13 protein-coding genes are annotated in these 13,251 nt (G+C 64.7%); 9 read left to right on the forward strand and 4 right to left on the reverse strand.

Annotation, left to right across the window (positions count from 1 at the left end; genetic code table 11):
* Positions 1-49: 49 nt before the first annotated feature.
* Together AWB67_RS12025 and AWB67_RS12030 are read left to right on the forward strand one after the other, a co-directional pair.
* Positions 50-1,345: an MFS family transporter gene (locus AWB67_RS12025; RefSeq protein WP_087656466.1), complete on the forward strand. Its 1,296-nt coding sequence runs from the start codon at positions 50-52 to the stop codon at positions 1,343-1,345.
* 265 nt (positions 1,346-1,610) lie between these two features.
* Positions 1,611-2,270, forward strand: coding sequence for a hypothetical protein (locus AWB67_RS12030; protein WP_087656467.1), 660 nt, complete (start codon positions 1,611-1,613; stop codon positions 2,268-2,270).
* A 4-nt stretch (positions 2,271-2,274) separates the two neighbouring features.
* On the opposite strand, the gene AWB67_RS41415 is transcribed toward AWB67_RS12030, so the two are convergent.
* A complete protein-coding gene (locus tag AWB67_RS41415; protein ID WP_200822213.1) occupies positions 2,275-2,421 on the reverse strand; it encodes a hypothetical protein in 147 nt (48 codons plus the stop codon).
* A 52-nt stretch (positions 2,422-2,473) separates the two neighbouring features.
* Positions 2,474-3,454: an AraC family transcriptional regulator gene (locus tag AWB67_RS12035; protein ID WP_235025119.1), complete on the reverse strand. Its 981-nt coding sequence runs from the start codon at positions 3,452-3,454 to the stop codon at positions 2,474-2,476.
* 217 nt (positions 3,455-3,671) lie between these two features.
* Here AWB67_RS12035 and AWB67_RS12040 point away from each other — a divergent pair, with 217 nt between their 5' ends.
* The 5 genes from AWB67_RS12040 to AWB67_RS12055 all read left to right on the forward strand — a co-directional run bounded on the left by AWB67_RS12040 (position 3,672) and on the right by AWB67_RS12055 (position 8,621).
* Positions 3,672-4,805, forward strand: coding sequence for an acyl-CoA dehydrogenase (locus tag AWB67_RS12040; RefSeq protein WP_087656560.1), 1,134 nt, complete (start codon positions 3,672-3,674; stop codon positions 4,803-4,805).
* A gap of 28 nt (positions 4,806-4,833) precedes the next feature.
* Entirely contained in the window at positions 4,834-6,540 is a 1,707-nt protein-coding gene (locus tag AWB67_RS12045; RefSeq protein ID WP_087656469.1) for an AMP-binding protein, read from the forward strand.
* A gap of 11 nt (positions 6,541-6,551) precedes the next feature.
* Positions 6,552-6,713, forward strand: coding sequence for a hypothetical protein (locus tag AWB67_RS40785; RefSeq protein ID WP_159964835.1), 162 nt, complete (start codon positions 6,552-6,554; stop codon positions 6,711-6,713).
* Positions 6,710-7,819 (forward strand): enoyl-CoA hydratase/isomerase family protein, encoded by a 1,110-nt coding sequence (locus AWB67_RS12050; RefSeq protein ID WP_087656470.1) that lies wholly within the window; start codon positions 6,710-6,712, stop codon positions 7,817-7,819. The genes AWB67_RS40785 and AWB67_RS12050 overlap by 4 nt, the downstream gene beginning before the upstream one ends.
* Before the next feature lie 100 nt (positions 7,820-7,919).
* The gene (locus tag AWB67_RS12055) at positions 7,920-8,621 is read left to right on the forward strand and encodes a hypothetical protein (RefSeq protein ID WP_087656471.1); all 702 of its coding nucleotides are present in this window, start codon (positions 7,920-7,922) and stop codon (positions 8,619-8,621) included.
* Between the two features lie 233 nt (positions 8,622-8,854).
* Here AWB67_RS12055 and AWB67_RS12060 read toward each other — a convergent pair whose 3' ends face one another.
* The gene (locus AWB67_RS12060) at positions 8,855-9,331 is read right to left on the reverse strand and encodes a DUF6572 domain-containing protein (protein WP_087656472.1); all 477 of its coding nucleotides are present in this window, start codon (positions 9,329-9,331) and stop codon (positions 8,855-8,857) included.
* A 182-nt stretch (positions 9,332-9,513) separates the two neighbouring features.
* On the reverse strand, positions 9,514-10,641 hold the full coding sequence (ydiK, locus tag AWB67_RS12065) for an AI-2E family transporter YdiK (protein ID WP_235025120.1): 1,128 nt from the start codon (positions 10,639-10,641) through the stop codon (positions 9,514-9,516).
* A gap of 324 nt (positions 10,642-10,965) precedes the next feature.
* Here ydiK and AWB67_RS12070 point away from each other — a divergent pair, with 324 nt between their 5' ends.
* Both AWB67_RS12070 and AWB67_RS12075 read left to right on the forward strand, forming a co-directional pair.
* Positions 10,966-12,642 (forward strand): pyrroloquinoline quinone-dependent dehydrogenase, encoded by a 1,677-nt coding sequence (locus tag AWB67_RS12070; protein ID WP_374729815.1) that lies wholly within the window; start codon positions 10,966-10,968, stop codon positions 12,640-12,642.
* Positions 12,643-12,662: 20 nt separating this feature from the next.
* Complete coding sequence (locus tag AWB67_RS12075) at positions 12,663-13,247, forward strand: c-type cytochrome (protein WP_087656474.1); 585 nt, start codon at positions 12,663-12,665, stop codon at positions 13,245-13,247.
* Positions 13,248-13,251 lie beyond the last annotated feature (4 nt).

Genomic DNA, 13,251 nt, shown 5'->3' on the forward strand with positions numbered 1-13,251 from the left:
CGGCCAGCCCGCCGCCATTCAAACAAGCGACAAAAGGAAACAGACCTTCATGGCCGACCTTACACTTTCACAGGCAGCAGACACTCGGCGGCGCGTCATGGCGATCGTCGGCGCCTCGTCGGGGAATCTCGTCGAGTGGTTCGACTTCTATATTTACTCGTTCCTCGCGCTGTATTTCTCGGCCGCGTTCTTCCCGAGCGGCAACTCCACCACGCAGTTGCTCAACACGGCCGGCGTTTTCGCGGCGGGCTTCCTGATGCGTCCGATCGGCGGCTGGCTGTTCGGCCGCATCGCCGACAAGCACGGCCGCCGCAACGCGATGATGATCTCCGTGCTGATGATGTGCGGCGGCTCGCTCGTGATCTGCTTTCTGCCGACCTACGCGAGCATCGGTGCATGGGCGCCGTTTTTCCTCTTGCTCGCGCGACTGTTCCAGGGCTTGTCGGTGGGCGGCGAATACGGCACCAGCGCCACCTACATGAGCGAAGTGGCGCTGAAACGGCGGCGCGGCTTCTTCGCGTCGTTCCAGTACGTGACGCTGATCGGCGGGCAGCTTGCGGCGCTGCTCGTGCTCGTCGTGCTGCAACTGTTCCTTTCGGTCGATGAACTGAAGGCCTGGGGCTGGCGCATTCCGTTTTTCATCGGCGCGTGCGCGGCGCTGGTCTCGCTCTATCTGCGTAAATCGCTCGATGAAACGACGACCGCCGAGTCACGCCAGCGCAAGGAAGCCGGCACGCTGCGCGGCCTGATGATGCACAAGCGCGCGTTCCTCACGGTGGTCGGCTTCACGGCCGGCGGCTCGCTGATCTTCTACACATTCACGACCTACATGCAGAAGTACCTCGTCAACACGGCGCACATGGAAGCGAAGACGGCCAGCAACGTAATGACGGCGGCGCTTTTCGTCTACATGATCTTGCAGCCGGTGTTCGGCGCGCTGTCGGACCGCATCGGCCGCCGCCAGTCGATGCTGTGCTTCGGCGCGCTCGCCACGCTCTGCACGGTGCCGCTGCTGCACGCGCTCAAGGACGTGACGAGCCCCGTGATGGCGTTCGTGTTCGTGATCATCGCGCTCGCGATCGTCAGCTTCTATACGTCGATCAGCGGCCTCATCAAGGCGGAAATGTTCCCGCCGGAAGTGCGCGCGCTCGGCGTCGGGCTGTCGTATGCGGTCGCGAACGCGGTGTTCGGCGGCTCGGCGGAATACGTCGCGCTGTACATGAAGTCGATCGGCAGCGAATCGACGTTCTACTGGTACGTCACAGTGATGTGCGCGATCTCGCTGATCGTTTCGCTGCGCATGCGCGATCCGAGCAAGGAAGGCTACCTGCGCAACGAACCGTGAACCGGCTTCGATCGCCGCATGTGATGCACTGAAAAACGCACGGCCTTCGCGCCGTGCGTTTTTGTTTGCGGCCGACGTTGTTGTTGCCGCGCGAAAAGCGGAACATGTGAATCGATTGATTTCGAGATGACGTTAAGATTGCGGTGAAACGAAGAGCCCGCACGCGGCGCGCGGGCCTGAACTGGACACGGCTCTCGCGCGGTCACGGCCAGCGAACGAAGCGAATAGCGCACTTGAGCGCGTCCGTCTGCTTGGAGACTAGCCCATGGAAGATTTCGACGAAGCGCTGTATCACGTGTGGCAGGCGAATCTGAACGTGCTGACGGGCTCGCCCGGCGGCGCGTCGCGGCTTGCGCGGATGATGACGTTCTCGCCGTCGCACATGAAGCTGATCGTGGCGGGGCGGCGCGATTTCAGCGAGGAATTCGTGCGGGGCGTGGAGACGGTCACGGGCCTCCCGCCGCACTGGATGGACGAACGGCGCGGGCGCGCCGATATCCCGGCCGAGGCGCAGCGCGCGCTCGACGAGGAATCGCCCGTCGCCGTGTTTCGCGGCACGGCGCACCCGGCGCCGAAGCGCCCGGTGCTGCGCGGCCCGGAGCCGCTTTTATCGCAGACGGAAGCCACCCGCCGCATCGCCGACCAGGCGTTGCAGCAGGCGGAGTCGCATCGGCGGGATCTGGTGTTCAGGCGCAACCGCGACCTGCTGCTGCAGGACTTGCGGCGGCTGGAGCGGCAACTGGCGCTGCTTCAGCTCGACGGGATGTCGCCGAAAGCGGAGGAACTGCTCGCCTCGGACAAACTGGGCGATGCCGCCAAGGCCGACCTCTCCGGGCGGCTCGAGCAGATCGACAAGCACAAGAAACTGCTGCTGCAGCACGTCGAGAAACTGGCGGCGCTGCTCGCCAGTACCGACGAGAACTGACTTTTTACTTCTTCGCTGGCTTCTCTTCCGGATCGGGATGGACCGCGATCGGATCGCTCGCGGGGAAGCTCTCTTCGAGCGCTTCGTCGAGGCGTTCTTCTTCATTCAGCGGTGCGTCTTCTGCCGGGGCTTCCGTCTTGGGCTTCGTCATGGTGCGCTCCTTGGGCCGAGGGGAGATTCACTATAGCAGCGGCTTCGGGCTCTTAGGCCGATTCCGAGCGCCGGTAATCGGCCGGCCGCACGCCCGTCCACTTGCGAAACGCGCGCCGGAACGCGCTCGGCTCGGCGAAACCGAGCGCATCGGCGATTTCGGCGATCGTCTGGTTCGTGTCGGCGAGACGCGAGATCGCAAGGTCGCGCCGCAAGCCGTCCTTGATCGCCTGATACGTCACGCCTTCCTGCTTCAGATGGCGGCGCAGCGTCGCCTCGGCCATGTTCAGCGCGGCGGCGACGCGGTCGCTGTCGGGCCAATCGCTGGGCGGAAGCTGGCGCAGACGGCGGCGCACGCGGGCCGCGAGCGAATCGGGATTGCGGTACTTGACGAGAAAATTGGCGGGCGCGCCGCGCAAGAACGATTTCAGCGATGCGACCGTCTGCACGACTGGCAGCGCTGCGCATTCCGGCGACAGATCGACATACGACGCGGCTTGGTCGAAGTACAGGTCGTCGCAGAACATCAGGCGGTATTCGTCGCTTGCGGGCGGCTCCGGGCAGCGCAAGTGCGCGGCGAGCACCGGAATCCGTCGTCCGACCAGCCAGCACAGCACGCCGTAAATCAGGATGAACGCCGTCGCGTACGCGAACATGCTTTTCGGCTCGCGACGGTCGCGCAGGCGGATGCGCACGCGCGTCGTATCGATATCGGGTTCGAAGCTCAAATCGTCGAGCACGAGGCGCAGGAAGTTCGCGATGCGCTTGAGCGCCTGCGCGCCGTCGCGCGAACTCAGTGCCGCGTGGCACAGCAGCACGAAGCTGCCGCGCCGCATCGGATGGCGGTCCTGGCCGAAAAATTCGTCGTCCAGGGCGTCGGCGGTGGCGTTCCACAGCTTGCCGTACTGCGCCGGCGACACCCGCGCGCGCGACGAGTCGAGCGTCGCGGGCGCGATGTCGGCGGCGGCGAGCAGCGTCCCGCGCGCGATGCCGCGAGCTTCGGCGCAGCGCAGCGCTTCTTCGACGAGGCTCACCGAGATCGATCCGCGTTCGCGCGCGGGTTTGTGCGTTGGGGTTGTCACTAGGTGGCGAAAGCGCTCAGATAGCGTGATCGTTTTGGGGCTGGGCTAACGTGCCGCGATTGCCTAGACTCGGTCGCAACGCCTTGATTCCGCGCGGCCGCCGAGCCTCGGGTCGAAAGTGTAACCCAGCTCCGAAGCGCATCCCGCCCCATTCCCAGAGCCCACCATGATCGACAGTTTCCTCACCGAAGAGCAGCGCATGATCCGCGACGCCGCTCGCGAATTCGCGGGCGAAGTGCTCGCGCCGAACGCCGCGCAGTGGGACCGCGAAGCGAAAATCCCTGACGCCGTGATCCGCCAGCTCGGCGAACTCGGCCTGCTCGGCATGATCGTGCCGGCGGAACTCGGCGGCACCTATAGCGACTACACGGCCTATGCGCTTGCGATGGAGGAAATCGCGGCGGGCTGCGCCTCGTGCGCGACGCTGATGAGCGTGCACAACTCGGTCGGCTGCGGGCCCATCCTGAAATTCGGCACCGACGCGCAAAAAAACCAGTATCTGCCGAAACTGGCGAGCGGCGAGGTGATCGGCGCGTTCTGCCTTACCGAGCCGCAGGCGGGGTCAGAGGCGAACAACCTGCGCACGCGCGCCGTCGAGCGCGACGGGCAGTGGGTGCTCTCGGGCAGCAAACAGTTCGTGACGAACGGCGCGCGGGCGGGTATCGCGATCGTCTTCGCCGTCACCGATCCGGACCTCGGCAAGAAGGGCATCTCCGCGTTCATCGTCCCGGCCGATACGCCCGGCTTCAACGTTGGCCCGCCGGAGCACAAGCTTGGTATCCGCGCGTCCGACACGTGCCCGATCACCTTCGATGACTGCGCGATTCCCGCCGCGAACCTGCTCGGCGCGCGCGGCGAGGGGCTGAAGATCGCGCTGTCGAATCTGGAGGGCGGGCGCATCGGCATCGCGGCGCAGGCGCTCGGCATCGCGCGCGCGGCCTTCGACGCGGCGCGCGCGTATTCCCACGAGCGCGTGCAGTTCGGCCGGCCGATCCACGAGCATCAGTCGGTCGCGAACATGCTCGCCGACATGCAGACGCAGATCAACGCCGCCCGCCTGCTCATCTTGCATGCGGCGCGCATGCGGACCGAAGGCATTCCGTGCCTGTCGGAGGCGTCGCAGGCGAAGCTGTATGCGTCCGAAATGGCCGAGCGTGTCTGCTCCGACGCCATCCAGATTCACGGCGGATATGGCTATCTGCAGGACTATCCGGTTGAGCGTCACTATCGCGACGCACGCATCACGCAGATTTACGAAGGGACGAGCGAAGTGCAGCGGATGGTGATCGCTCGGCAACTGTAGGCAACCCATAAAAACGACTGGAGACACGATGAACCCGGCCGACGCTTTTATCGACGCGAGAGATTTCCTGCTGCACCACCGCACCGACTACGACACCGCGTACCGCGATTTCCGCTGGCCGGTGCTCGATCGCTTCAACTGGGCGCTCGATTACTTCGATCCGATGGCGCGCGGCAACGATGCGCCCGCGCTCGCGATCGTCGACGAAAGCGGCGCCGAGACGCGATTTTCGTTCGCGCAGATGAGCGAGCGATCGGCGCGCGTGGCGAATCATCTGAAGCATCTGGGCGTCGCGCGCGGCGACCGCATCCTGCTGATGCTGCCAAACCGCGTCGAACTGTGGGACACGATGCTCGGCGCGATGAAGCTCGGCGCGATCGTGCTGCCCGCGACGACGCAACTCGCGAGCGCGGACCTGCGTGACCGTATTGCGCACGGGCGCGTGCAGCACGTGATCGTCGATGGCAACGAACTGCACAAGTTCGACGAGGTCGAAGTGCCATCGCTGCGTATCGCGGTGGGCGGCGAGCGCGCAGGCTGGCTCCCGCTCGATGCCGCTTACGACGCGTCGCCGGAATTCGTTGCGCAAAGTGAAACGAACGCCGCCGATCCGTACCTGCTGTACTTCACTTCCGGCACGACGTCGAAGCCGAAACTCGTTGCGCATACGCACCAGAGCTACCCGGTCGGCCATCTGTCGACGATGTACTGGATCGGGCTGCAACCCGGCGACGTCCACTGGAACATCAGCTCGCCCGGCTGGGCGAAACACGCGTGGAGCTGTTTTTTCGCGCCATGGAACGCGCTCGCTTGCGTGTTCATCTACAACTTCAGCCGTTTCGATGCCGCGCGCACGCTGGAGATTCTCGTGCGCCACGAAGTCACGACGCTCTGCGCGCCGCCGACCGTCTGGCGCATGCTCGTGCAGGAGCCGCTGAAATCGTACGCGGTGAAGCTGCGCGAGATCGTCGGCGCGGGCGAGCCGCTCAATCCGGAGGTCGTCGAGCGCGTGCAGGCCGCGTGGGGCGTGCCGATCCGCGACGGCTACGGCCAGACCGAAACCACCGCGCAGATCGCAAACTCGCCGGGCCAGCGTCTGGTGCCCGGCTCGATGGGGCGGCCCTTGCCTGGGTACCGCGTGACGCTGCTCGATCCCGACGGCCATCCCGCCGACGAAGGCGAAATCGCGCTGCCCGTCGACGAACCGCCGCTCGGCCTGATGACCGGTTACGCCGACAACCCCGCCGCAACCGCGAACGCGATGCGCGACGGCCATTACCGCACCTCCGACGTGGCCGCACGCACGCCGGACGGCTATTTCACCTACATCGGCCGCGCCGACGACGTGTTCAAGTCGTCCGACTACCGGCTGAGTCCGTTCGAGCTGGAAAGCGTGCTGATCGAGCACGAGGCGATCGCCGAGGCGGCCGTCGTGCCGAGCCCCGACGCGCTGCGGCTTTGCGTGCCGAAGGCGTTCGTCACGCTGCGGCACGGTTTTACGATCGGTCCGGAACTCGCGCGCAGCGTGTTTGCGTTTTCGCGTGAACGGCTCGCGCCGTACAAGCGCATCAGGCGCATCGAATTCGCGGAATTGCCTAAGACGATTTCGGGAAAAATCCGACGGGTTGATTTGCGTCGTCAGGAAGCGGCGCGGGCGGAAGGCGCGGCGCGCGGTGAATTCGAGTTCTGGGAAGAGGATTTTCCGGAGTTGCGCCAGAGCGCGAAGGCCGACTGAGGATGGACGCAATGATCGAAATCAAACGCGAGGCGAATGCGTTCACGTCCGACGGCCTGCTGAATTTGCAACAAACGATTGAAAATTTGAAGGCCCCCGCGATCTTGACCACCGGCCACGGTCCGAAATTCTTCATCGCGGGCACCGATTTCAACGGGTGGAGCACGCGATGAGCACGCAAAGCGTGGCTCAGGACGAGCCGGTCATCGGCTTCGAGATCGTCAACCGGGTGGCGATCGTGACGCTCAACCGGCCGCGCGCGTTGAATGCGCTGTCGCATGAAATGATCGTGCTGCTCGCCGATGCCTTCGAGCGCTGCCGCAACGACGACGCCATCGCCGCGGTCGTGCTGCGCGGCGCGGGCGAAAAGGCGTTCTGCGCGGGCGGCGACATCCGGGCGCTCTACGACGGCGCGCGCAGCAACACGCCGTGGCTGCCGTTTTTCATCGACGAATACCGGCTCGATTACGCGATTCATCATTTTCCGAAGCCGGTCGTCGCGCTGATGGACGGCATCGTGCTTGGCGGCGGCATGGGGCTCGCACAGGGCGCGGCATTGCGCGTCGTCACCGAGCGCACGAAGATGGCGATGCCGGAAACGCGCATCGGCATGCTGCCCGACGTCGGAGCGACGTATTTCATGCGCCGGATGCCGCTCGATGTCGAGTTGTACGCCGGTCTCACGGGCGCGATGCTCGGCGGCGCGGACGCGGTCGCGTACGGTCTCGCGGATGTCTGCGTGCCGTCGGCGTGGCTGCGCGATTTCATGCAGCGGATCGAAGCGCTCTCCTGGGATAAGCCGCTCGACGCGCTGCGGCGCGTGTTCGTCCCGCCCGCCAACATCGAACGCGACGCGCCGCTCGACGCACATCGCGCGCAGATCCGGCGCCATTTCGGCGGCGCGACGAGCGGCGGGGTGGAGCGCATCGTGTCGAGCCTCGCGGGCGACACGTCGACGGAATTCGGCGCCGCGACGCTCGCCACGCTCACGTCTCACTCCCCGACGATGCTCGAAGTCACGCACCGCGCGCTCCTGCGAGGACGCCACATGTCGCTCGCGGACTGCTTCCGGATGGAAATGGGGATCGTGTACCGCGCGATCAGCGACGGCGATTTCCTGGAGGGCGTGCGCGCGCTGATCGTCGACAAGGACCAGCGGCCGCGCTGGGCGCCCGCGACGCTCGCCGAAGTGCGCGCCGAGCGCGTGCAGCACTTTCTGGCGTCGCCGTGGCGGCGCGAGATGCATCCGCTCGCAGACCTGGGCGCCGCAATAAGCTGAAGTAATTCGCAAGCAAATGTTAACGGGACGAACCGCTGAAATGACCGCCGGTCGAAAGGGCTCGATCGATCATCGGACAATTTAAAGGGAGATTCCGAACATGGCGAAACGCGCATCCTGGATCGCAATGCTGGCGGCGGCGGTGCTCATCGCGCCCGCTGCTTCGTACGCGCAGCTCAATCTGCAGCAATTCGGCTTCGGCAGCGGTAAAGCGGAGCCGGCTGCCAACGGCGCGGCGGAGCCTTCGGCGCTGAGTTCGCTCGTGCAGAACTACCTTGGCGCGAACCAGCAGGTGCTGAGCGGGCAGTCGACGCTCGCATCGTCGATGGGGATGACGGGCGTCGCGAGCCAGGCGCAATCGGCGGCGGGGTTGCTGGCGGGCGGTTCCAGCGGCGCCGGCGCGTTGCCGAGCGCGAGCGTGCTGTCGCAGATGGGCGGGACGCAGCAGAGCGTGTCGCAGTCGCTGATGCAGGCGTTCGCGAACCGCTCGTCGACGCCCGCGCCGACGGGTGCGAGCAAGCAGGCGTTCAGCGAGGGGCTGGCGTCGCTCGGCAAGGGCGTGAGCCAGTACGCTGGGCTGCAGTCGGATCTCGGCGCGGTGAGCAATACGATGAGCATGTCTTCGTTGCTGCAGGCGGGATCGAACCCCGCGACGACGCAGGCGGCGACCTATATCGCGCAGGCGGCGCCAGGGCAGTTGCAATCGCTCGTGTCGACGCTGTCGCAGGCGGTGCAGTACGCGAAGACCAACGGGATTTCGGTGCCGGCGGTGGCTACGTCGGCTCTCGGGAGCGTGAGATAACGACGCGCGTAAAAAAGCGGCCGAGCCCGGAGGGCTGGCCGCTTGTCTTTCTTCCATGGCGCCGATTTATGTTTTGAACGTCACGGCTTGCTTGGGCGGCGCGCGCAATTCGGCACGTTCAAAAAATCACCACCCCCCAGTTCGGGGATGTCGCTCGTGTCGATGTCCTCGTCAGCCATGTTGTAGGGTCGGTTCCAGTCGCTTCCTGCGTTCCAGTCCCGCAAATCCTCACCTCAAATCGACACGACATGCCGCAGCGAAGGCATCGCGGGCGCGTCATCCTGATTCAACCGCGGGGCGAGCAACAGCGGCGCCGCATCGACTTCGACTTCGTCATCCGCCGATGCCGGTAAATCCCCCGGCTCGAGCAATCCCAACGCCGGCCGCACGTCCACCGTCCGGCTGCGCACCTCGAACCCCGACATCCGGATGATCTGTTCGCGGGTCGTCCAGAAACGCGCCGCCGACGGCGTCATCGGCAGGGTGGCGACGTACTCGAAGACGATGTCGAAACCGCGCACGTTGGGATAGCCGGCCAGCAACTGGCCGGAACGAATGTACTGTGTATACCGATCGATTTTCTTCGTCAGCAACGCGAAATGCGTGGCTTCGTCGTCCCAGTCGAGATCGTCGAAAATGCCGACGTGGACGTTTTTGTAGAGGATGTTAACGCCGATGTAATCGATGGAGTCCACATCGAGCAAAGACATGGCAATTCCCCCGCGCCCGCGAACGGGCAAATATTCAAGGCGCGTATTGTAATGGAGTACGCCATCCTAAACATTCAATCCGGGCGTGAATGCAACACGTCGCGATCTGCAGCAATCGTCGCGCATTTGCGTCCATACGATACGTCTTAAATCGACTCCATCGTTCGCGAAAAATTACGCCGTCAAGCATCCCTCGGATGCCGGGCTTGCGTAACGGCGTCGCGGGTCGGCGCCGTCGTATCGGCGACTTGCGGGAGCGGCGGCTGTTCGTTGATCCATGCGTTGAGCAGCGTCGAGGTGACGGCGAGGATCACCGGTCCGATGAACAGCCCCACGATGCCGAACGCGAACATGCCGCCCAGCACGCCCGACAGGATCAGCAGCATCGACAGGTTCACGCCGCGCTTGATCAGAAGCGGCCGCAGCACGTTGTCGAGCATCGCGATCATGACCGACCACACGAGCAGTAGGCTCGCGGCGATCGTCGCGTCGTGCCAGAAGAGCCACGCGACGCTGCCGAGCAAGGGCAGCAGCGGCCCGATCTGCGCGAGGCAGAACATCAGCATCACGGCGGTCAGGATGCCCGCCGCCGGCACGCCCGCGATCCACAGGCCGATGCCGCCCAACGCCGACTGCGTCACCGCCGTCACGACGATGCCGAGCGCGACCGCGCGGATCGAGAGTCCGGCGAGCTTGATCGCTTCCCCGCCGCGCAGGCCCGCGATGCGCGTGGCGAAGCGCGTGACGAACGCCGCCGCCTGTTCGCCCTGCATGTACAGGATGCCCGCGATGATCACCGTGATGAACATGTGGATCACGAACACGCCGACGACCGCCGCGTGCCCGAGCATCCAGCGCGCGGCGATCGTCACGTACGGTTCGATCTTCGCGAGCAGGCCGCCGGGGCCGGCGTCGGAGAGCGTCTGCCATTCGCGTGCGATGCGCGCGCCGGCGAGCGGGACGTCGTGGATCCACGACGGCGGCGGAGGCAGCGCGTAGGACGGCAGGCCCTTGATCGCCGCCATGATCTCGCCGCCGTGCAGGGCGAGCGTGGAGATCGCCTGGTAGAGCGGCAGCACGATCACGATCAGCAGGATCAGGATCATGATCGTCGTGGCAAGCCAGCGGCGATTGCCGCAGCGCCGCTGGATCGCCTTCATCATCGGCCATGTGGCGACGACGATCGTCGTCGCCCAGATCAGGCCCGGCAGGAACGGTCGCAGGACATAAAGGCTGCCGATCGTCAGCGCGGAAAGGATCGCGATGATCAGCAGAATGCGGGCGATGTCGACCGGCTGGCGTGGATTCAATTTGGATTCCCTTGTAACGGCGGTAGCGCATTGTGCACTACGCGACGCGTGCCTCAGGCGGAAGCATGATGCCCGCATCATCAAACCATACTACTCAAAATCACGGGAATTGCATCCGCAGCCGACAGAAGCCTTTCACCGCATACGTTTTAAGTCGGAGCATTAGTAATTTTGGCAAAGCCGTTTCAAATTGCCTATTCTCTAGCCGAGCGGATCGCGGGAAGCATCTTGCTCAATCAACCGCCTTACAACAATAAATATCGGGAGACTGTCATGGCCGGGTCCCGTACCAATCTTGTCCCACTGTTGATCTGCGGCACGCTGATGTGGAGCGCCGCCGTCCCCGCTGCCGATGAAATACAGAACGCGGCAACCACGCAAGGTTCCCCGGTGCCCGACGGGCTGCTTCCTGTCACGCAGCCGCAGCTCGACAGCGCCGCGAACGATCCCGCGTCCTGGCTGCATTCGAACGGCTCGTATGCGGAAACGCGCTACGCGCCGAGTACGCAGATCAATACGACGAACGTGTCGAAGCTGCGGCCCGCTTTCATCTTCCAGACGGCCGTAATGGAGTCGATGGAAACGGCGCCGATCGTCTCGAACGGCGTGATGTTCCTGACGACGTCCTACAACCACGTCTACGCGATCGATGCCGTCACCGGCAAGGAATTCTGGCATTACAAACACCGCATGGGGCCGGTCACGACTTTCTGCTGCGGCCCGAACAACCGCGGCGTGGCGATCGCCGGCGACCGCCTCTTCATGGGCACGCTCGATTCGAAACTCGTCGCGCTCGATGCGAAGACCGGGCGCCTGCTGTGGCAAACGCAGATCGCCGATCCCGAACTCGGCTATTCGGAGACGATGGCGCCGGTTGTCGTGGACGGCAAGGTGCTGATCGGCACCAACGGCGGCGAATACGGGATTCGCGGCTTCGTGAAGGCCTTCAACGCGAACACGGGCGATCTGCTCTGGACCTTCTACACGATCCCCGAGACCGGCCACGAAGGCGTCTGGGCCGAAAACGACGCGGTCGGCCGCAACATGAAGCGTGATATCGCGGCGGAGAAGCAACAACTCGCATCGAAGGGCGGCGATTTCTATCGCACGCTCGGCGGCGGCGTGTGGATGGCCCCCGCCGTCGACCGGCAGACGCACACGGTGTTTTTTGTCGTGGGCAATCCTTCGCCGGACCTGTATGGCGCGATTCGCCCCGGCGACAATCTCTACACCGATTCGCTCGTCGCGATCGATCTCGAGACCGGAAAATACAAGTGGCACTACCAGTACATCGCGCACGACGTCTGGGACCTCGACGCTGCGAGTCCTCCGATCCTGGTCGATGTCCGCGACAAGAACGGCCAGACGATCCCCGGCGTGATCCACGGCGGCAAGAGCGGCTACGTCTATGTGCACGACAGGCGCGACGGCCGGCTGATCCGCATATCTGAAGCGATGATCCCGCAGGAGGGCGTCTGGACGCTGCCCACGCCGGACGGCGCGCGCATGCTGCCGGGGGCGAACGGAGGCGTCGAATGGTCGCCGATGGCCTACAGCCCGAAAACGCACATGGCCTACGCGGCGAACCTGCATCAGCCGATGACGTATCAGGTCGAGGATGTCGCCTATCCCGGCGGCAAGCTGTGGCTCGGCGGCGCATTCAAGGTGATCGCTTCGGAACAGCAATGGGGCCGGCTGGTCGCGGTGAACGTCGATACCGGGAAAATTGCGTGGGGCTTCAAGACCGAGCAGCCGCTGATCGGCGGCGTGCTCGCCACTGCGGGCGGGCTCGTCTTCAACGGCGAAGGCAACGGTCTCTTCCGCGCATTCGATGCCGCGACCGGCAAAAAACTCTGGGAATACCAGTGCGGCGCGGGGGTGAACGCGCCGGCGGTGTCGTATACGGTGCACGGCAAGCAGTACGTCGCGGTAGCGGCGGGCGGCAACACGCAGCTCGACTTCAAGCGCGGCAACGCCGTGCTCGTGTTCGCGCTGCCTTGAACCGCCGGGACGCTCGCCGGATGCGGAGAATCAATCTTTTGCTCGCGGCGGCGCTTGCTTCGCTCGCCGCGCTGCCGCTCGCCGCGCGCGCCGATGCAGAAGCGGGCAAGACAAAAGCCGTCGTCTGCGCGGCGTGCCACGGCCAGATGGGCAATTCGACGAATCCCGACTATCCGGTCCTCGCCGGGCAGACCGCACGCTATCTCTATCTCGAATTGCGCGATTTCAAGGCGGGCCGCCGCAGCGATCCGCAGATGAGTCCGATGGCGGCGAACCTGTCGCCCGACGACATGCACGATCTCGCCGATTATTTCGCCGCGCAAAAACCCGCGCCGATCGTGTTCAAGGCCGATCCGGTGAAAGTCGACGCGGGCCGCAAGAAATCGGAGGAAGTGCTGTGCACGATGTGCCACCTCGGCGGTTTCACCGGACAAAACGAGATTCCGCGCGTGGCGGGGCAGCAGTATCAGTACATCGTCAAGCAACTCGGGGATTTCCGCGCCCGAAAGCGCACGAACGACGCGGGCAGCATGACGAGCGTCACCAAGACGCTGTCCGACGCCGATATCGAAAATCTGGCGAACTACGTCGCCAATCTGCAATGACCAC

Source organism: Caballeronia terrestris, assembly GCF_001544515.1.
GTDB classification, from domain to species: Bacteria; Pseudomonadota; Gammaproteobacteria; order Burkholderiales; family Burkholderiaceae; genus Caballeronia; species Caballeronia terrestris.